Annotated in this window: 18 protein-coding genes; 3 read left to right on the top strand and 15 right to left on the bottom strand. The window is 74.1% G+C overall.

Annotation, left to right across the window (positions count from 1 at the left end):
• Nucleotides 1–34 precede the first annotated feature (34 nt).
• On the bottom strand, nucleotides 35–958 hold the full coding sequence (locus tag ACGFT1_RS24345; RefSeq protein ID WP_373911292.1) for a polysaccharide pyruvyl transferase family protein: 924 nt from the start codon (nucleotides 956–958) through the stop codon (nucleotides 35–37).
• A gap of 131 nt (nucleotides 959–1,089) precedes the next feature.
• Nucleotides 1,090–1,284: a DUF2795 domain-containing protein gene (locus ACGFT1_RS24340; protein WP_373911074.1), complete on the bottom strand. Its 195-nt coding sequence runs from the start codon at nucleotides 1,282–1,284 to the stop codon at nucleotides 1,090–1,092.
• A 330-nt stretch (nucleotides 1,285–1,614) separates the two neighbouring features.
• Between ACGFT1_RS24340 and ACGFT1_RS24335 the strand changes: the two genes are divergently transcribed.
• Nucleotides 1,615–1,818: a cold-shock protein gene (locus tag ACGFT1_RS24335; protein ID WP_121785754.1), complete on the top strand. Its 204-nt coding sequence runs from the start codon at nucleotides 1,615–1,617 to the stop codon at nucleotides 1,816–1,818.
• A 264-nt stretch (nucleotides 1,819–2,082) separates the two neighbouring features.
• The gene (locus ACGFT1_RS24330; protein ID WP_393733949.1) at nucleotides 2,083–2,871 is read left to right on the top strand and encodes a restriction endonuclease; all 789 of its coding nucleotides are present in this window, start codon (nucleotides 2,083–2,085) and stop codon (nucleotides 2,869–2,871) included.
• Here the strand turns inward: ACGFT1_RS24330 and ACGFT1_RS24325 are convergent.
• The 4 genes from ACGFT1_RS24325 to ACGFT1_RS24310 form a co-directional block, all read right to left on the bottom strand.
• Nucleotides 2,855–3,439, bottom strand: coding sequence for an SRPBCC domain-containing protein (locus tag ACGFT1_RS24325; RefSeq protein WP_373911072.1), 585 nt, complete (start codon nucleotides 3,437–3,439; stop codon nucleotides 2,855–2,857). The two genes, ACGFT1_RS24330 and ACGFT1_RS24325, sit on opposite strands and share 17 nt — an antisense overlap.
• 22 nt (nucleotides 3,440–3,461) lie before the next feature.
• Complete coding sequence (locus ACGFT1_RS24320) at nucleotides 3,462–4,154, bottom strand: alpha/beta fold hydrolase (protein ID WP_373911071.1); 693 nt, start codon at nucleotides 4,152–4,154, stop codon at nucleotides 3,462–3,464.
• A 64-nt stretch (nucleotides 4,155–4,218) separates the two neighbouring features.
• Complete coding sequence (locus tag ACGFT1_RS24315) at nucleotides 4,219–4,662, bottom strand: type II 3-dehydroquinate dehydratase (RefSeq protein WP_373911070.1); 444 nt, start codon at nucleotides 4,660–4,662, stop codon at nucleotides 4,219–4,221.
• A gap of 167 nt (nucleotides 4,663–4,829) precedes the next feature.
• Nucleotides 4,830–5,603: a thioesterase II family protein gene (locus ACGFT1_RS24310; RefSeq protein WP_373911069.1), complete on the bottom strand. Its 774-nt coding sequence runs from the start codon at nucleotides 5,601–5,603 to the stop codon at nucleotides 4,830–4,832.
• Between the two features lie 198 nt (nucleotides 5,604–5,801).
• On the opposite strand from ACGFT1_RS24310, the gene ACGFT1_RS24305 reads away from it, so the two are divergent.
• A complete protein-coding gene (locus ACGFT1_RS24305; RefSeq protein ID WP_373911068.1) occupies nucleotides 5,802–7,523 on the top strand; it encodes a bifunctional 3-(3-hydroxy-phenyl)propionate/3-hydroxycinnamic acid hydroxylase in 1,722 nt (573 codons plus the stop codon).
• Nucleotides 7,524–7,581: 58 nt separating this feature from the next.
• Here ACGFT1_RS24305 and ACGFT1_RS24300 read toward each other — a convergent pair whose 3' ends face one another.
• From ACGFT1_RS24300 to ACGFT1_RS24260, 9 genes are all read right to left on the bottom strand, one after another.
• Nucleotides 7,582–8,502 (bottom strand): ROK family protein, encoded by a 921-nt coding sequence (locus ACGFT1_RS24300; RefSeq protein WP_373911067.1) that lies wholly within the window; start codon nucleotides 8,500–8,502, stop codon nucleotides 7,582–7,584.
• A gap of 2 nt (nucleotides 8,503–8,504) precedes the next feature.
• Entirely contained in the window at nucleotides 8,505–9,200 is a 696-nt protein-coding gene (locus ACGFT1_RS24295) for an HAD-IA family hydrolase (protein WP_373911066.1), read from the bottom strand.
• Complete coding sequence (locus ACGFT1_RS24290) at nucleotides 9,197–10,306, bottom strand: Gfo/Idh/MocA family protein (RefSeq protein WP_373911065.1); 1,110 nt, start codon at nucleotides 10,304–10,306, stop codon at nucleotides 9,197–9,199. Before ACGFT1_RS24290 ends, ACGFT1_RS24295 begins: the two co-directional genes overlap by 4 nt.
• Complete coding sequence (rifK, locus tag ACGFT1_RS24285) at nucleotides 10,303–11,463, bottom strand: 3-amino-5-hydroxybenzoate synthase (protein WP_373911064.1); 1,161 nt, start codon at nucleotides 11,461–11,463, stop codon at nucleotides 10,303–10,305. The genes ACGFT1_RS24290 and rifK overlap by 4 nt, the downstream gene beginning before the upstream one ends.
• Before the next feature lie 167 nt (nucleotides 11,464–11,630).
• Nucleotides 11,631–12,620, bottom strand: a complete 990-nt coding sequence (locus ACGFT1_RS24280; protein WP_373911063.1) for a shikimate dehydrogenase — start codon at nucleotides 12,618–12,620, stop codon at nucleotides 11,631–11,633.
• Nucleotides 12,617–14,035, bottom strand: coding sequence for a 3-deoxy-7-phosphoheptulonate synthase (locus ACGFT1_RS24275; RefSeq protein ID WP_373911062.1), 1,419 nt, complete (start codon nucleotides 14,033–14,035; stop codon nucleotides 12,617–12,619). Before ACGFT1_RS24275 ends, ACGFT1_RS24280 begins: the two co-directional genes overlap by 4 nt.
• A complete protein-coding gene (locus ACGFT1_RS24270; RefSeq protein ID WP_373911061.1) occupies nucleotides 14,032–15,108 on the bottom strand; it encodes a 3-dehydroquinate synthase in 1,077 nt (358 codons plus the stop codon). The genes ACGFT1_RS24275 and ACGFT1_RS24270 overlap by 4 nt, the downstream gene beginning before the upstream one ends.
• A 108-nt stretch (nucleotides 15,109–15,216) precedes the next feature.
• Nucleotides 15,217–16,560, bottom strand: a complete 1,344-nt coding sequence (locus tag ACGFT1_RS24265; RefSeq protein WP_373911060.1) for an NAD(P)/FAD-dependent oxidoreductase — start codon at nucleotides 16,558–16,560, stop codon at nucleotides 15,217–15,219.
• 56 nt (nucleotides 16,561–16,616) lie between these two features.
• Nucleotides 16,617–17,414 carry an arylamine N-acetyltransferase gene (locus ACGFT1_RS24260; RefSeq protein WP_373911059.1) on the bottom strand — a complete coding sequence of 266 codons (798 nt, stop codon included), beginning with the start codon at nucleotides 17,412–17,414 and terminating at the stop codon, nucleotides 16,617–16,619.
• Nucleotides 17,415–17,455: the final 41 nt, after the last annotated feature.

Genomic DNA, 17,455 nt, shown 5'->3' with positions numbered 1-17,455 from the left:
CAAACGGCCGGGGCGCGCGGGGCGGACGGGCCGGTCAGTCGTGCCATCGGCCGGCGGCCGGCTGACCGGCCCGGTCGGCGACAGGGGCCGCCAGTGCCTCCAGGAGGCGGTCGGCGCCGTCCCCGACGACGCCCTCGCGGAACTCGGCGGCGATCTGCCCGGCGGTCACCCGCCCGGCGGTCAGGCACCAGTGCCACCAGCGTTCCAGCCGGGCCCGGTCCAGCCGTTCCGCGGGCACCAGGGCGGGCCAGTCGCAGGCCCGTGCCTGCGCGGTCAGCTTCGCCCCGCCCTCGACCGGGTCGACGGCCAGTGCCGGTACGCCCGCGCGCAGCGCGAGGACGAGTCCGTGCAGACGGTCGGTGACGACGAGGTCCAGCCGGGTGAGCACGGCTTCCAGCTGGGCGGGCGTCGCGCACAGACGCCAGTCGCGGATGTCGAGCCGGGTGTCGATCTCCAGCCGGGCGCAGTCCTTGGCCGCGAGCCAGCGGGTGACCTGTTCGGCGACCTGGCCGTGCCGCCGCTGCCGCCCGTACTCGTGCTGGCCGTGGGTGAGCACCAGGCCGACGACCGGCCGCGGCGGGAGGGCGGGTGCCCGGGCCGCCAGATCCCGGCCGGGCTCGGCGGTCCCGGCGTCCCGGGCCAGCACCCGGTGGAAGCCCGTCACGGCGGGACTGTCCGGGGCGATGACGGACGTCCCGACGGCGATCCGCGCGCAGTGCGCGAACCGCCGGTGGAGGTCTTCGATCTGCCGGCCGTGCAGCGGGCCGCACACGAACACGAGGTGGGAGTAGTCCTCGGGCCGTACGTCCGCCAGATGGAGGGCCCCGGGACGGAAGCCGGGGCTCCAGGCGACGTCATGAGCGACGCCCGCGCGCCCCAGCACGTCCCGGACCCGCTCCAGGGCCAGCACGTCCCCGGCGGTCGCCTCGCCGTGCAGGAAGCTGAACCACCCGGTCAGCAGCACTCTCCGGGGTGTGTCCGGGGGTGCCCCCGGCAGTTGTCCGCGCACAGTGCGGGCGGGCTCCCTTCGGGGTGGAGGGCAAGCGCCGAGGCCGGCGAGATGACCCGTCCGGCGGACGGCCGCGTGGGCTACTCGTTTTCGAACACTGCCTTCTGGACGTCGTTCGGACCGTCGAACTGGTCCGTCGGGGCGTCGGACAACTTCTCGACGAGGGTGTCGTCCGCGCCGTTGTCCTTGGCCAGCGTGACGAGGTCGTCCCGGCTGGCGGGGTAGTTGGCGCCCTTCAGCGCCTTCTGGAGGTCGATCGGGCTGATGCTCGCCATGGTGGTCTCCTTGCCGTGTCGAGGGAGGGTGCGGCGTCGGCTCCCGTCGTGCCGGGCCGGCCGACAGGTGCATCGTGCGCACACGGCGCTGATCTCCGCACGTCGGCTCTGGGACGGGGCCGTCCGGTTCGCCAACACGCGCACCGGCGCTTTGCGGTGGCGGTGGGCGGGGCGCGGGTGTAGCGTCGGAATCCAGCAGTCGTGGTTCCGAAGTCCCGTTCGCCCGTGATCGCAAACCACGGGCGTTCTTGCTGTTCAGCGTCTTACGAACCAGGGCGGCTCCTGCCGGGGCCCGAGAACGCGGGCCCGGTTCGCTCGAAGGAGATAGTGATGGCCAGCGGCACGGTCAAGTGGTTCAACAGCGAAAAGGGCTTCGGCTTCATCGAGCAGGACGGTGGCGGCCCCGACGTCTTCGCCCACTACTCGAACATCGCCACCCAGGGTTACCGCGAGCTCCAGGAAGGCCAGAAGGTGGAGTTCGACGTCACCCAGGGCCAGAAGGGTCCCCAGGCGGAGAACATCCGTCCGGTCTGATCCGGCCGGCCGGGCACGGCACTGCCGGCCCACCCCTCACCCCTATCGGTGACGCCCCCGCAGCGGGGCACGAGACCGGTCGGGCGGTTCGCCGCCCGGCCGGTCTCGCATGCCGGGGAGGAAGCGGCCGTGCGCGCCGCGGCCAACGGGTCCGGACGCGAGGGGTGTTGATGAACCGGCGGATCGCGGGCATCCGTCCCTGGTGATCTTCGTATCCAGCCGGGAGAGAGGGGCGTCACCACCGTGACCATGCCCGTACGCCGCATGAGCCGCCCCACCGGCGGGACCCGCCGGCCGTTCGACCTGCGCGCCACCGCCCTGTTCTTCGCGGTCCTCGCCCTCGCCCTGTGCGTGCTCGGCTTCGCCGCCCGGACAGCGGCCTCGGCCGCCGAGCGGCGCCCCGTCTGGGTGGCCGTCCTGTGTCTGCTCGCCGTGTCCGCCGCACTGGCGCTGCGCCGCCGGCGGCGCCGCCTGTCCCCCGCGCGGACCGCCCAGCGGGCCGCCGCGGCGCTGGAGGAGGCGGCGCACACGGCGCTGGAGGAGCTGGAGGCACCCGCGCCCGTGGCCCCGGCCGCGTTCGTGCCCCGGCAGGCCGGGGCGGCCGGCCCTGACCTCTCCTCCCCCGCCGGGCTCCACGCCCCTGACACCGTCGACTACGGCGCCCTGGACCCCGACGCGTTCGAGCAGGCCGTGGCCGCGCTGTGCGAACGGGACGGCTGTACGGCTGTCGAAGTCGTGGGCGGCGCGGGTGACTTGGGCGCCGACGTGCTGGCGGTGGCCCCGGACGGACGGCGGCTGGTCGTCCAGTGCAAGCGGTACGGCGATGCGAACCGTGTCGGCTCGCAGGACCTCCAGCGCTTCGGCGGTACCTGCTACACCGTGCACGAGGCCGATGTCGCGGTCCTCGTCACCACCAGCGACTTCACGGCGCCGGCCGTCGAGTACGCCGAGCAGTGCGGGATATTGTGCCTGAACCGCGCGGCCCTGGACGCCTGGAGCGACGGCACCGGACCGGCGCCGTGGATGCTCGTGGACGTCAGTGGTCCTTGCTGACCGAGGTCGTGGCCCTGCGCAGGCCTCGGTGGCGGTCGGGATTCACCGCGGCGGACAGGCCGTTGAGCTGGAGCCGGGTGCCGCCGCGCAGATGGGCGAGGTCCTGGCTGCCGTCTCCGGTGGGGACGAGCCAGGTGAACTGCTCGGTCCAGGTCAAGCGGGATCCGGCGGGGTCGTCGGCCAGTTCGACGGTGACGAGGGAGACCCAGCGGCGGCTGCCGTCGACCTCGGCCTCGTAGACGTACAGGATGCGGGAGTCCGGCACGATGTCCAGGAACCGCGAGCGGTAGGCGAGGTGTTCCTCGGTGTCGCCGTTGACGAAGACGTTACGGGCGCTCTCCCCGCCGCCGACCCGGAAGTCCAGCTCGTGCTCGGCGGTGGAGGAACGGCCCGGGAGGCGGAACCAGCGCCGGCGCACGGACGGGTCGGCGAAGCCCCGGAAGACCTCCGCCCGCGCCACGGTGAAGTCCAGGTCGAGGGAGAACGAACCGTGTAACGCGGGTGGTGGTGTGTCACCGGTGGAGGAAGAGTCCGTCTCCGCCCGTGTGACCTGACCGGCAGCGTCCATTGGATCAACGTAACACAGGCCGTCAGAGCCAGCCTTCCAACGACTTGAGGAAGCCGTCGACGTCGTCCCGGTGGATGCAGTGACCCGTGTCCGGCACGTACACCACCTCGAAACCGCGCTCGCGGAGCCGCTCGGCCAGCTCGTCGGGTACGAGGTGGTGGTCGCCGGCGCCCTGGACGAGTGAGGGCACCTCGGCGCGCGCGGGGATCAGGTCCCGGTCGCTCCGGAGCCACTCGATGGCCCGGACGTCCCAGCGTGCGTAGCCGGTCAGTTCGGCCTCGATGTCCTCGGGCAGCCAGCGCGGGCACAGCCGGCGGATGCTCTCGGCGGTGGCCGACTTGGTGGCCTGCGCGAACTCCCGCACCTCGTCCACCGACTGGGCGCCGAGCCGCCATGCGGGGTCGCTGTACACGACGCGGGCCGGGCGCAGACCGGGCAGCGCGAGGGCGAGCACGGGCGCGCCGAAGGAGTGGGCGAGGGCGAGGTCGACGCCCGCCGGCACGGATTCGACCAGGTCGGCCGCGAGCAGCTCGGGCGTGTACTCGTCGGCGTGCGGGCTGTCGCCGTGGCCGCGCAGATCGGGCATGATCACGCGGTAGCCGCGCGCGGTGAGCAGCGGGGCCACCCGGCGCCAGGTGTCCGCCGACGACATCACGCCGTGGACGAGCAGCGCCGTCCGGTCTCCGTCGCCGGCCTCGTGCAGTGCGAGCTTCATGAGCGGGGTCCTTTCGACACGCGGTGGGCAGGTGCTTGCGCGGCGGGGGCCGCCCCGGCGGGCGTCAGCGCTCTGCCCCGACGAGTTCGAGCAGGGCGGTCGCGGCCAGCCGGTAGCCCATCGGGCCCAGGCCGGCCACGACGCCGGAGGCCAGCGGGGCGATCACGGACTCGTGCCGGAACCTCTCGCGCGCCCACACGTTGCTGAGGTGGACCTCGATCCAGGGGCGCGGGTAGGCGGCGAGCGCGTCGCGCAGGCTCCATCCGGCGATCATCAGCGCACCGGGGTTGACGATGGCGCCGACGGTGTCGGAGTGGTGCCGGTGGATGTCGCGGACCAGATCGCCCTCCGAGTCGTGCTGGAGGGACAGCACGTCCCAGCCGGCGCCGCTCACCTCGGCGGCGACGGCCTTCTCGATGTCGGCAAGGGTGTCGGTGCCGTAGATCTCGGGTTCGCGCCGGCCCAGGATGCCCAGGTTGGGTCCGTTCAGCAGGAGCAGGGTGGTCATGGGGTCACCTCACTGTTGGGCGTGTCGCTGTGGGGCGCGCCGCCGGGCGCGCCTGGCCGGCCGGAGCCGTGCGAGGGCCGGGGTCCGTCCGCGTCCCGGTCCGCGAGGACGGGTCCGGCTTCGGCGAGCGTCACGGGCTTTCCCCTCGTCGGCACGGGCGATGGAGATCAGTGGGCGGTGCCGGCATCCTGTCCGCTCAGGCTGCGGGTCAGGAGCGCGAGGACCTCGGCGCTCCGCTCGACGTGGAAGAAGTGACCGCCGGAGAAGACGCGCAGGTCGGTCGGCCCGGTGGTGTGCTCCTCCCAGGCGCGTGCCTCGTCGAGTGTCGTCCTGGGGTCGCTGTCGCCGGTGAGGACCGTCACCGGGCAGTCGAGCAGCCGGCCCGGTTCGTGCCGGTAGCGTTCGATCGCGGTGTAGTCGCTGCGGATCGCCGGGAGGAACATCGCCAGCACCTCGGGGTCGGCCAGGATCGCCTGGTTCGGTCCGCTGAGGGCGCGCAGTTCCGCCAGCACCTGCTCGTCGGTGGCCGCGTGCACGTGCTCGTCGCGGTAGCGGGAGGGGGCGCGCCGGCCGGAGGCGAACAGCCTGACCGGGGAGGGCAGTCCGGCGTCCCGCATGCGCAGGGCCACCTCGTAGGCGAGCACCGCGCCCATGCTGTGCCCGAACAGGGCGAGCGGCTGGTCGTCCAGGTGGCGCAGCGCCGCGAAGATCTGGTCGGCGTACTCGGGGATGTTGTCGATGGCGGGGTCCTGCCGGCGCGTCTGCCGGCCGGGGTACTGGACGGCCAGGACCTCCACCGCGGGGGCGAGGGCCGTGGCGACCGGGAAGAAGAAACTCGCCGAGCCGCCGGCGTGCGGCAGGCAGACGAGGCGTACCGCGCTGTCCGGCGAGGGGCGGAAGACGTTGACCCACTTCTCGAACTGCGCGGTTGCTCCAGGCATGCCGAGGGGCTCGCTTTCGCGTCGGGGACCAGCGTCCGGGCGGGACGTCCGGCAGCGTAGGCCGGGGCGGCTCGGGGCCGGTATCCCCCAACCTGATAGCCCGCGGCGGATTCCGGCCGGTATCGGCCGCCGGGCCCTTACGCTCGCCACGAGTCATCCGAGCAGGCCCGCCAGCCAGGCACCACCGAGGGGGTTCACATGTCCGATGCGTCACCGTCCGCGGCGTCACCGCGCGATGCGTCCCGGCCCGCCGTGTCACCGAACGGCGGCGAGGCGTCCGGCGGTTCACCGGGAGGCGGGCCGGGGACGGACGTGGTGGTCGTCGGGTACGGGCCGGTCGGCTCGGTGCTGTCCCTGCTGCTGGCGCGGCGCGGCTGGCGGGTGACGGTCCTCGAACGCCGCCGACGGCCGTACACACTGCCCCGGGCGACGAGTTTCGACGGGGAGACGGCACGGCTGCTGGCCGGCACCGGCATCGGCGGGGAGCTGGGCCGGATCACCGAGCCGGGCACCGGGTACCAGTGGCGCACGGCGGAGGGAAAGCCGCTGCTGGACATCGAGTTCACCACGCGGGGCCCGTACGGCTGGCCCGACGCCAACACCATGCACCAGCCCGCGCTGGAGGAACTGCTCGCCGCCCGTGCCGCGCGACTGCCGGGCATCACGGTGCTGCGCGGCCGGCAGGTGGTGGACGTCGCGGACGGTCCGGCCGGGGTGACGGTGACCGCCGAGGACGAGGACGGGACGGCCGAGACGTTCCCGGCGCGGTGGGTGGTCGGCTGCGACGGCGCCAACAGCTTCGTCCGTGAGCGGATGGGCGTGTCCGTCACCGACCTCGGCTTCTCCTACGAGTGGCTGCTGTGCGACGTGGAACTGCGTGAGCCGAGGGAGTTCACGCCGACCAACGTGCAGATCTGTGATCCGGCCCGGCCCACCACGCTGGTGGGGAGCGGGCCCGGGCACCGGCGCTGGGAGTTCATGCGGCTGCCGGGCGAACGGGCGGCCGACCTGAACCGGGAGGAGACCGCCTGGCGGCTGCTGGCCCCGTTCGGCGTCACTCCTCGGACCGCGCGGCTGCTGCGCAGCACCACGTACATCTTCCAGGCGCGGTGGGCCGACGCCTGGCGGGCGGGTCACACACTGCTGGCCGGGGACGCGGCACACCTGATGCCGCCGTTCGCGGGGCAGGGCATGTGCTCGGGAGTACGGGACGTGGTGAACCTGGCCTGGCGGCTGGACCTGGTGCTGCGCGGCACCTCACCGGAGTCCCTCCTCGACACCTACACCGAGGAGCGCCGGACGCAGGTGCGCGAGTCCATCCTCGCCTCGGTGCAGCTGGGGCGGCTGATCTGTGTGACGGACCCGGCGGCAGCGGCGGAGCGCGACGCGACGGTGCTGGCGAACCGGCGCGGGCGGGGGCCCGGCCGGCCCGATCCGGCGCGGCCGGTCACCTGCGGGCTGCTGCACCGCCCGGCGGGCGCCGGCGTGGAGAGCCGCGTACCCCCGGCGGGCGAGGTCCTGCCGCACGGCCGGCTGCACCGCCCGACCGGCGGGGAGCCGCTGGACGACGTCGTGGGCGGCGGCTTCGTCCTGCTCACCCGCGCCGGGACGGAGCCGGGCCTCGGCCCGGACCGGCTGGCCTTCCTGCGGGACCTCGGCGCCCCGGTCGTACGGCTGTGGCCGGCCACCGGCCCGTACGACGGGACGGCGCACGGCACGGCCGGTGTGGTGGACGCGGTGGACACCGACGGGGTGCTGTGCGCGTACCTCGAGCGGTACGGCGCTACCGCGCTGGTGGTGCGCCCCGACTACCACGTCTTCGGCGCGGCGTCCGACCCGGCGGGAGTGACCGCCCTGGTGGACGGCCTGCGCACCGCCCTGACCGCCCCGGCCCCGGCGGTCACCGCGGGCGTGAACTGAACGAGACGGCCCGGCCGGGCGTGAGCACGACGCCCCGCCTCCCGCGACGGGGGGCGGGTCACAGCCGGCGGGCCAGGAGCAGTGCGCCGCGCAGGGACGACAGTCCGCCCAGGCGGGCCGGGGTGAGGGGCGGGGTGGGGTGGCCGGGGCGGCCGAGGGCCGTCAGGTGGGCGGCGACCGTGTCGAGCAGGGCGGGGATGCCCGCGGCGAAACCGCCGCCGAGCAGGGCGCGTTCGGGTCGGACGAGTTCACCGACGCCGGCGATCGCCGTGGCGAGGGCGCGGGCCGTCCGGTCCAGGGCGGCCTCGGCCCAGGGCAGGTGGTCGCTCAGCCCGTCCCGCAGGGCGTCGAAGGTGACGGGCCGGCCACGCAGCCGGGCCGCGCGAGCGAGGGTCGCCGGTCCGGAGGCGGTGGCCTGGAGGCAGCCCCGCCGGCCGCAGACGCAGTCGGGGCCGTCCTGGTCGACGACGAGGTGGCCGATCTCGAAGGAGCCCCGGCCGGGCCCGGGGCAGAGCGCGCCGTCGAGCACGAGTCCGCCGCCGACTCCGGTACCGACGCCGACGTAGAGCAGGTGGGGGCAGCCGGCGGCGTCCGCTTCGGCGAGGGCGCCGAGGTCGCCGTCGTCCGCCCAGGCGACGGCCGCCCCGGGGAACAGCTCCCGCAGCGCCGGGCCGACGGCGAGGCCGGTCCAGGCCGGGCGACTGGGCCAGGCGGTGATCCGTTCGCCGGGGCCGACGGTGGCCGGCAGCGCCACGCCGACGGCCCGTACGTCCGTGAGGGCGGACGACTGACGCAGATGCGCGGCGAGTTCGGCAAGGTCCCGGCCGGCGTCGCGGTGCGGGCCCCAGGTGAAGGTGGACTCCTCGACGCGGCCGTCACCGGTCTCGGCCCGGAAGGCGACCTTGGTGCCGCCGATGTCGACGCCGAGACGGCCCGGCGCCGGACCGGCGGCGGGGAGCCGGCCCCGGGGAGCGGGCACGGTCAGGCGCCCGGCACGGCGGGGCACAGGGCGAGGAGGTCGAGCGGGCGGCGCAGGACCGCGTCGGGCCCGGCGGCGAGCAGTTCCGCCTCGTCGGGGCCGACCCACAGGGCGGCGGCCGAGGCGACACCGGCGTCGCGGGCACTGGCCAGGTCGGTGGGCGCGTCACCGACCATGATGGCCTGCCCGGGCCCCACGTCCAGCAGTTCCAGGGCGCGCAGCACGATGTCGGGCGCGGGCTTGGGCCGGGCCACCTCGTCGGAGCCGATGACATGCGCGAAGAACGGCAGCAGGCCGAGGCCGTCGAGGAGGGAGCGGGCGCGTTCGCCGCTCTTGCCGGTGGCCACGGCCAGCCGCAGGCCCCGTACCCGCAGGGTGAGGAGGAGTTCGACGACGCCGTCGAACACCTCGACGCGGTGGGCGAGCCGGTAGCTCTCGCGGACGAAGGGCTCCTCCATCTCGGGGGGCAGTCCCATGATCCGCATGATGTCGGGGAAGTAGCGTCCCTGGTGGCGCACATACTCCTCGAACGGGGCCGGGCCGTCGCCGACGGTCTCCGCGTAGGCGACCGCGAACGCCTCCCGCATGACCGCGAAGCTGTCCACGATCACCCCGTCGAGGTCGAAGACGACCGCCGTCCGGGTCGCCGTGAGGAGGCCGGCCGCGGCGACGGGCCGGTCGGTCGAGGGGGTTGTCATGGGGTCCTCATCTGCTCGTGATCCGCTGGTACACGGGCTCGCTCGGCCCCGTCGCGATCGGCCCGCGCGGAGGCGTAGAGCCGCTCCACGAGCCGTACGGTGGTCCGTGCCTCGGCGATGGCGCGGCCCCGGCCGGCCGGGTCGGCGAGGAGGGCCGGGACGCCGTCCAGCTGCCGGGCGTACTCGGCGCCGACGGGTTCGGCGGGCACCGGCAGCCGGCGGGTGGTGCCCTCACGGGTGAGGGTCAGGACGGACTCGGGCTGACGGTTGGGGCTGAAGCCGAAGGTGCAGCGCAGTTCGGCGGTGCCGGCGCTGCCCTCGACGCGGACGAGGGTGAGGTCCCGCGCCTCGTGCGAGGCCCAACTCGCGTGCAGCGAGACGGAGATGCCGTCCTCGCGGAGCAAGAGGCCCCGGGCGGTGTCCTCCACGTCGCCGGTGGGAGCGGTGACGGGTTGTTCGCGGCGCCAGGCGGCGGACCACTCGCCGGTGTTCAGGAAGTCGTCCGAGGTGGCGCCGACGGCCTGGCGGACCGGGGACGGACCGAGCAGGGCGGTCAGGGTGTCGACGAGATGCCAGCCGAGGTCGACGAGGGCGCCGCCGCCGGCCTCGCTGCGCCGGGTGAACCAGCCGCCCGCGCGCGGCACGCCACGGGCCCGGACCCAGGCCAGGTCGGCATGCCGGATCCGCCCCAGGCCGGGCACCAGCCCGGCCAGTTCGTGTACGTCGGCGCGGTGCCGGGCGGCGCTGCCGGCCAGCAGCGTGCCGCCGCCGTCGCGCTCGGCCGCGGCCAGCACGTCGGCCTCGGCGCTGGACAGGCACACCGGCTTCTCCAGGAAGACGGACACGCCCCGGCGGAGCAGCCCGGCGGCGACCGTGGTGTGCAGGTGGTTGGGTACGGCGACGACGGCGAGGTCGACGGACCCGGCGTCGAGCGCGTCCGGGGTCGCGTGGGCGGGCGTGCCCGTCGCCGCGCCGACGGCCGCCCGCGCGGCGGGGTCGGGGTCGGCCACGGCGACCAGCTCGAAGTCCGGGTGGGAGGCCAGCCGGGGCAGCCACAGCTCACGCCCCGCCCAGCCGAGCCCCACCACGGCGGCCCGCACGCTCATACGGCGGCCACGGCGTCCGCGACGATCTCGGCCGTGATCTCCAGGTCGGGTTCGTCGGCGAGGAGCACCCGGTGGTGCAGCCAGACGCAGTCGCCGCTGATGGCCTCGGTGTGCGGGCAGCGTTCGGCGATCTGCTCGACGCTCTCGTCGGGGGCGCCGGTCTCCCAGAAGGCGTCGGTGCGGTAGACGGCACGGAACGCGGCGAAGGCGGGCAGCCCGGCGTCCACCAGCCGGTCGACGAGGGCGTTGCGGTCCGCCTCGGAGATGCCGGGGATGCGGAACATCGCCATGTAGTGCGTGTTCTGGTCGGCGCGGACATCACTGCCCTGCGGTACGACCCCGTCGACGGCACCGAGCAGCCGGGACAGCAACGCCCAGCGCTTGTCGCGCAGTTCGGTCTGGGCAGGCAGGCGGCGCAGCTGGGCGCGGAGCACGGAGGCGGAGAACTCGTTGAGCCGCATGTTGGTGCCGGCGACCTGGTGCATGTAGCGGCGGTCGGCGCGCGGCCGGCCGCAGCTGTGCCGCAGGAACGCCGCCTCGTAGAGGTCGCTCTCGGGGAAGAGGACGGCGCCGCCCTCGCCGGCGGTCATCAGCTTGCCGTTCTGGAAGGAGAACGCGGCGACCGAGCCGAGTTCGCCGACCCGCTTTCCCTGCCAGCGGGCGCCCTGGGCGTGGGCCGCGTCCTGGAGGATCGGTACGCCGGTGTCGGCGGAGAGCTTGCCGAGGGCGTCCATGTCGGCGACCAGGCCGGCCATGTGCACGGGCATGATCGCCCGGGTGCGCGGGGTGATCGCGGTGGCCACCGCGGCGACGTCGATGTTGTACGTGTCCGGGTCGACGTCGACGGGGACGGCGACCGCGCCGATGCGCTGGGCGGCCTGCGAGGAGGAGATGAAGGTGAAGGCCGGCACGATGACCTCGGTGCCGGGGCCGGCGCCCAGACACTGGAGGGCGAGTTCGAGGGCGTGGGTGCCGTTGGTGACGGCGAGGGCGTGGGGGGAGCCGTGGAAGTCGGCGAACTCGCGCTCGAAGAATTCGACTTCCTGTCCGCCCATGCGCCACCACTGGCCCTGTTCGAGGGCGCGGATCAGTCCGGTCCGCTCGTCGTCGTCGTACTGGGGCCACTCGGGGAACTGGGGTGCCGGTCGCGCGTTCATGGTTCTCCAAATCTCCGTCGGGAACGGGCTGGTGGAAGGTGAGCGGGCGAGGCGAGGGGCGGAGTGCCGGTCCGGACGGGTCGCGCGGCGCTGGCCGTCCTCAGCCTAGGTGCCGGTGTGCGGGCCCTTCCATCCCTCGGTCTGGTAGTCGGCCGGTGCCGCTCCCCTCAGGGGGTGTGCAGTGCGAAGAAGGCGCGGTAGGAGTCGAGTTGCCCGGTGAGCATGTGGCTTCCGTGGTGCACGGGGAGTCCGTATGCCGCGGCTTCGCGCAGCAGCCGGGTGTCGCGGGGTTTCATGATGATGTCCGCGACGACGGCGCCGGGCCGCAGCTCGCGGGGTTCGAAGGGCAGCGGGTCGTCGGGGCGCAGGCCGAGCGGGGTGGCGTTGACGGCGATGGCGGTGTCGTCCAGGGGCGGCCGGCCGACGGCGTGGACCCGGCCGGGCCAGTGCGCGGCCAGCCGGTCGACGAGCGCGGTCAGCCGCGGGGTGTCGGGGTCGGTGATCGTCAGCCGGTCCACGCCCGCGTCGAGGAGGGCCGCCGCGATGGCGCTGCCCGCTCCGCCGGCGCCGACGAGGGCCACCCGGGCGTCCTTCGGCGGGTGGCCCGCCGAGGCCAGGCCGGTGACGAACCCGGAGCCGTCGAAGTTCTCGGCGAGCCAGGCTCCGTCGCTCTCGCGCCGCAGCACGTTGGCGCTGCCGGTGATCTCGACGGTGCGGCTGCGCCGGTCGGCCAGCAGGGCCGCGGCCGTCTTGTGCGGGACGGTGACGAACAAGCCGTCGAGGTTGCCGACGCGTTGCAGTCCCCGGACGACGCTCTCCAGGTCGGCGGGGCGGACGTGCACGGGGACGAGCACGGCGTCGATGCCGAGCCGGGCGAAGAGCGGGTTGAGGAGCCCGGGCGACTGGACCTGCTCCACCGGGTCACCGAGGACGGCGTAGAGCCGGGTGCTTCCACCGACCAGGCTCTGCCGGGGGGCACCCGCGGTGATGGCGCTACCGGTGCCGGCCGTGAGGGCGGTGCCGGGGCTGGCACTGGTGCCGGTGGTGGTACCGGAGCCGGTGGCGGTGGTGCCCTTGGTGGTGCGGGTAGTCGTGCCGGTCTCGTTGCCGGTGGCGGTGATGCTGCGGGCCTCGGTCGGTCGCGGGGTGTCGGTCATCGTGGTGTCTCCGGGCTGGGGGCCGGGCCGGCCGCGAACAGCTCCGCCACCGCGAAGGCGAGTTCCATGGCCTGTTCGGCGTTGAGGCGGGGGTCGCAGGCGGTGAGGTAGCGAGTGGGCAGGTCGTTCTCGGTCAGACCGCGGGCGCCGCCGACGCACTCGGTGACGTCCTCGCCGGTCGCCTCCAGGTGCAGGCCGCCGGGGTGGGTGCCCAGGGCCCGGTGCACGTCGAGGAAGCCGGTGATCTCGGCGAGGATGTGGTCGAAGTGCCGGGTCTTGAGGCCGCCGGCCGCGGTGCGGGAGTTGCCGTGCATGGGGTCGCACTGCCAGATCACCTGGCGGCCGGAGGCGGTGACCTTCTCCACGATCGGCGGCAGCACCTCACGCACCCGGTCGTGGCCCATCCGGCTGATCAGGGTGACCCGGCCGGGAATGCCGTGCGGATCGAGCCGGCGGACGTAGTCCACGGCCTGCTCCGGTGTGGTGCCCGGGCCGATCTTCACGCCGACGGGGTTGGCCAGCAGCTCGGCGAAGGCGAGGTGCGCTCCGTCGGGCTGCCGGGTGCGTTCCCCGATCCACAGGAAGTGGGCCAGCCCGCTGGACAGTCGGGGCTCGGCCCCCTCCGCGTCGATCCACAGCAGGGTGCGTTCGTGGTCCAGCAGCAGCGCCTCGTGGCTGGTCCAGATCTCGCCGAGCCGGGGGGCGGGGGCGCCGATGCCGGTCATGAAGCGCAGGCCGCGGCCGATCTCCGCGGACCGGGCGGCGTGCCGGCGGCCTCCCGGCGCGGTGTCGGTGAAACGCCGGTTCTCCTCGTGCAGGGCGTGCGCGTCGGCGAGGTCGCCGCGTGCGAGCCGGCGGACGACGGTCATCGCCTCGCGGGCGTGGGCGTGGGCCCGCGCCATGCGTTCCGGGTCGGGGGCGCGGGCGGCGTGGGTCGCCTCGGCGGAGTTGACGATGTCGCCGCGGTACACCGGGAGTCCGTGGGCGTCGGCGGGGTCGGAGCGGGGCTTGGCGTACTGGCCGGCGGCGCGGGCCACCGTGACCACGGGCAGGCCGGCGCCGTGGGTGAGGACGAGCGCCATCCGCCGGAGCAGTGCGAGGTTGCCCCGCAGGTGGGCCTCGGTGCTGTCGGCGAAGGTCTCCACGCAGTCGCCGCTCTGGAGCAGGAGTGCCTCGCCCCGGGCGACGGCTTTGAGCCGGTCGAGGAGCCGCCGGGTCTCGGCGGGGGTGACGAGGGGTTCGCCGGCGCTCAGCCGGCGGACCACGGCGCGGGCCCGGGCCGGGTCGGGCCAGTCGGGCTGCTGTGCGGCGGGCCTGGCCAGGGCCGCGTCGAGCCGGTCGGCGAGGGTGCGTTCGACGGCTCGCCGCCGGATCCGGGCCGGGGTGTCCGGCGGCCATCGCGGGGGGTACGTCATGTCACCGCCGCCTCCGTTCCCGCGCTGCCGGCCGGGCTGACGGCGAGGAGCCGGTCGAGGGGGGCGCGTTCCATCCGGGCGAGGGCCTCGGTGACGGCCGGCTCGGGCACGTCGGCGACGAGTTCGGCGCCGGCCGGGCCGTCGAGGACGAAGGTGAGGCCGGCGCGGGCCTTCTTGTCCCGGCGCATCAGGCCGATCAGTGTGCCGGGTTCGGTGGTGTCGGGCAGTGCGGTGGGCAGGCCGTAGGCGGCGACCACCTCCTGGTGCTCCCGGACCCGGTCGGGGGTGATCCGGCCGAGCACTCCGGCGAGGCGGCCGGCGAAGACGGTGCCGACGGCGACGGCCTCGCCGTGCCGCAGGGCGAACCCGGTGGCCGCCTCCAGGGCGTGGCCGAGGGTGTGGCCGTAGTTGAGCAGGTGCCGGGGCCCGGTGTCGCGTTCGTCGGCGGAGACGATGCCGGCCTTGAGGGTCACGCTGGCCGCTATCTGCTCGGTGAGCGGCAGTCCGTGCAGGCCGGGGGCGCCGATGAAGTGGCAGCGGGCGATCTCGCCGAGCCCGTTGCGCAGTTCACGCGCCGGCAGGGTGGTGAGGTAGTCGGTGTCGCACAGGACGGCGGCGGGCTGCCAGTAGGCGCCCACCAGGTTCTTGCCCTCGGGCAGGTTGACGGCGGTCTTGCCGCCGACGCTGGCGTCGACCTGGGCGAGGAGGCTGGTCGGCAGGTGGACGACGGGTATGCCGCGGTGGTAGAGCGCGGCGGCCAGGCCGGCGACGTCGGTGGTGGTGCCGCCGCCGACGGAGACGACGGCGTCGGAGCGGGTCAGCCCGAACCGGACGAACGCGGCACACAGCGCCTCGACGGTGGCGAGGGTCTTGTCCCGTTCGCCGTCCCGGGCAGGCAGCAGCAGGGTTTCCACGCCCGTGTCGGGCACCCATGGGGCGGGCCGCGCCGAGACCACCGCCACGCGCCGGGCGCCCAGCTTCTCGATGACCCCGGGCAGCGCGGAGCGCACTCCGGGGCCGATGAGCACCTCGTAGGATCGGTCGCCGAAGCGCACCGGGACTTGTCTCGTCACTTCCGCTTCACCTTGTTCGGTTGCGCGCGGGCTGGGGTCGGTCGCCCGGAGTCCCGGCCGGCGGCGGTGCCGCGGCCGGGACTCCGTGGCGGGGCGGGCTCCGGCGGGCTACTGGCCGGCGGTCACCCGGCGGATGCGGGACTCGGCGCGTTCCTTGCGGTCCTGCTCGTCCAGGTGCGGGTAGGACGGGCAGCCGAAGACGCGCTGGAACGGCGTGAAGGTGTCCCATTCGGCCCGCCGGCGCATCTCCTGGGCGACCGCGTTGTGCTCGCTCCAGAAGTCGCCGCCGATGAGCCGGATCAGATAGCGCTCCAGTGTCTCCCGGTCGGTGGTGCGGCCGGCGTCGGCGGCGACCGCGACGAGCTCACCGTCGTAGAAGGCGTGGATGAGCCGGATGTAGGTGTCGTAGCCGGTCTTGAAGAAGTTGGCGTACTCGTCGATCAGCCGGTCGGCGTCCTGCGGGCTGCGCAGGGCCTCGCCGACGGTCTCGGCGGCGCGGACGGCGGTGGCCGAGGCGACGAGGACACCGCCGGAGAACATGGGGTCGCCGAAGCAGCCGGCGTCGCCGACCATCAGCCAGCCGGGGCCGGTGACGGTGTCGGTGTGGTAGCAGTAGTCGGTCTCGACCTTCAGGTCCATGACCGGGCGGGTGCCGGTCAGCCGGGTGGTGACCCGTGGGACCCGGGCGAGGTGCTCCTCGAACACCTTCTCCGGCGTGGAGGCGCGGAAGACGTCGCGGGGCATGACGGTGCCGACGCTGATGAGGTCCTTCGACAGCGGGATGGCCCACACCCAGCCGTCACCGTGCGCGCCGACCTGGATGTCGCCCTCGACGCCGGGGTTGTGCTTCTCGTCCAGGCCCTCGTAGTGCCGGAACACCGCGACCATGCGCAGCTTCTCCAGCGTCTTGCGCAGCCCGAACTTGTGGGCGATGCGGCCGGCGCGTCCGCTGGCGTCGATCACGTACCGGGAGCGGACCTCGTGCTCCTCGCCGTTCTTGGTGTAGCGGACGCCGGTCATGCGGTCGCCGTCCATCAGCAGGTCGCCGGCGGTGGCGCCGAGGTGGACCTCGGCGCCGGCCTTGCCGGCCTCCTCGACCAGCATGCTGTCGAACCTGGCCCGCTGCACCTGGAACGCCCGGTCGTAGCGGCCCTCGCCCTGCAGGCCGAAGTCGGCGCGGAACACGCCGGAGAAGAACTTCTTCTCGGTAGGGTCGATGAACTCGCCGCCGAACTTGGGGACGTAGCCCCCGGCCTCCATGGCGTCCCGGAGGCCGATCCGGTCGTACAGGCCCATCATGTAGGGCAGCAGCGATTCGCCGATGTGGAAGCGCGGGGCCTCCTCGCGTTCCAGGAGCACCACGGAGTGCCCCTGCTTGGCCAGCACATAGGCGCTGACCGCGCCGGCGGGCCCCCCACCGATGACGACCACGTCGGCCGAGTTGTTCCCCATGAGTTGTCCTTCCGTCTTCTGGCTGGTGCCGTTGGTTCGGTTGGTCCCTCTCCGGGTCACGCGAGGTCCCCGGAGTCGAGGTCGCCGGTGAGCAGGGCGGCGACGAGCCTGCGGTGTTCGGTGTCGTCGACGACGGTGCGGACGCGTTCGCGTCCGTCCCGCACGACGAGGTAGCGGCGGCCCTTGAGCACGGCCTGGCCGTTGTCGAAGGTCCGGCCGCACAGGATGCCCTGGCCGTCGTCCTGGGAGGCGGTGGCGTGGTGGGCGCGGGCCCGGTCCTCCAGTTCCTTCCAGTCCTGCCACTGGCGGGCCTGCGGCCGGAACGTGTAGACGGTGCCCCACCGGGTCACGCGTCCGCGTCGCTGCACTGCGGTGGTGCCGTCCTCGGCGCCGACGAGCCGGTACTGGCAGCCGTACTGGGTCTGCACCTCGTCGCTGACGCGCAGCGGTTCGAGGTACGACGGTCCGGGGTAGCCGACGTCGACGAGCCAGTCCTGGCCGTCGACGGCGGCCCGGATGAACATGTGCTCGATCTCGGTGCCGAAGTTCTCCCGGCCCTCGGCGGTGCTCGCGGCCAGCAGGGTGACCTCGTAGCCCAGTTCGGTCAGGAGCCGGAAGAAGAGCCGGTTGAGTTGGAAGCAGGTGCCGCCCAGTCCTTCCAGGACGCCGGTGCGGAACACCTCGTCCTCGTCCACGTCCACGAGGTGGACGCCGTCGGCGAAGCCCTGTCCGGCGACGTTGTACGGCAGTGTCATCAGGTGGCGTTTGTGCAGGGTGCGCAGGGTGTCGAGGTCCGGCCCCGGCTGCGGTCCGGGCAGGCCGAGGCGGCGGAGGTAGGCATCCACGTCGAACATGCGGTGATCTGCTCCCTTCGGTCGGGGTGGTGGGTGGACGC

Origin of the sequence: Streptomyces sp. Y20 (assembly GCF_043195475.1) — a bacterium.
Taxonomy (GTDB): Bacteria; Actinomycetota; Actinomycetes; order Streptomycetales; family Streptomycetaceae; genus Streptomyces.
Note: the sequence above shows the minus strand (reverse complement) of the source record. Positions and strands in the feature narration are given on the sequence as shown.

Bases quoted from the DNA above. Each gene is read 5' to 3' on its own strand.
- ACGFT1_RS24315 (WP_373911070.1), bottom strand. From the start codon at position 4,662: ATGACCACCCTGCTCCTGCTGAACGGACCCAACCTGGGCATCCTGGGC.
- ACGFT1_RS24340 (WP_373911074.1), bottom strand. From the start codon at position 1,284: ATGGCGAGCATCAGCCCGATCGACCTCCAGAAGGCGCTGAAGGGCGCC.
- ACGFT1_RS24280 (WP_373911063.1), bottom strand. From the start codon at position 12,620: ATGACCGACACCCCGCGACCGACCGAGGCCCGCAGCATCACCGCCACC.
- rifK (WP_373911064.1), bottom strand. From the start codon at position 11,463: ATGAACGCGCGACCGGCACCCCAGTTCCCCGAGTGGCCCCAGTACGAC.
- ACGFT1_RS24290 (WP_373911065.1), bottom strand. From the start codon at position 10,306: ATGAGCGTGCGGGCCGCCGTGGTGGGGCTCGGCTGGGCGGGGCGTGAG.
- ACGFT1_RS24275 (WP_373911062.1), bottom strand. From the start codon at position 14,035: ATGACGTACCCCCCGCGATGGCCGCCGGACACCCCGGCCCGGATCCGG.
- ACGFT1_RS24320 (WP_373911071.1), bottom strand. From the start codon at position 4,154: ATGAAGCTCGCACTGCACGAGGCCGGCGACGGAGACCGGACGGCGCTG.
- ACGFT1_RS24265 (WP_373911060.1), bottom strand. From the start codon at position 16,560: ATGGGGAACAACTCGGCCGACGTGGTCGTCATCGGTGGGGGGCCCGCC.
- ACGFT1_RS24330 (WP_393733949.1), top strand. From the start codon at position 2,083: ATGAGCCGCCCCACCGGCGGGACCCGCCGGCCGTTCGACCTGCGCGCC.
- ACGFT1_RS24305 (WP_373911068.1), top strand. From the start codon at position 5,802: ATGTCCGATGCGTCACCGTCCGCGGCGTCACCGCGCGATGCGTCCCGG.
- ACGFT1_RS24260 (WP_373911059.1), bottom strand. From the start codon at position 17,414: ATGTTCGACGTGGATGCCTACCTCCGCCGCCTCGGCCTGCCCGGACCG.
- ACGFT1_RS24325 (WP_373911072.1), bottom strand. From the start codon at position 3,439: ATGGACGCTGCCGGTCAGGTCACACGGGCGGAGACGGACTCTTCCTCC.
- ACGFT1_RS24310 (WP_373911069.1), bottom strand. From the start codon at position 5,603: ATGCCTGGAGCAACCGCGCAGTTCGAGAAGTGGGTCAACGTCTTCCGC.
- ACGFT1_RS24335 (WP_121785754.1), top strand. From the start codon at position 1,615: ATGGCCAGCGGCACGGTCAAGTGGTTCAACAGCGAAAAGGGCTTCGGC.
- ACGFT1_RS24295 (WP_373911066.1), bottom strand. From the start codon at position 9,200: ATGACAACCCCCTCGACCGACCGGCCCGTCGCCGCGGCCGGCCTCCTC.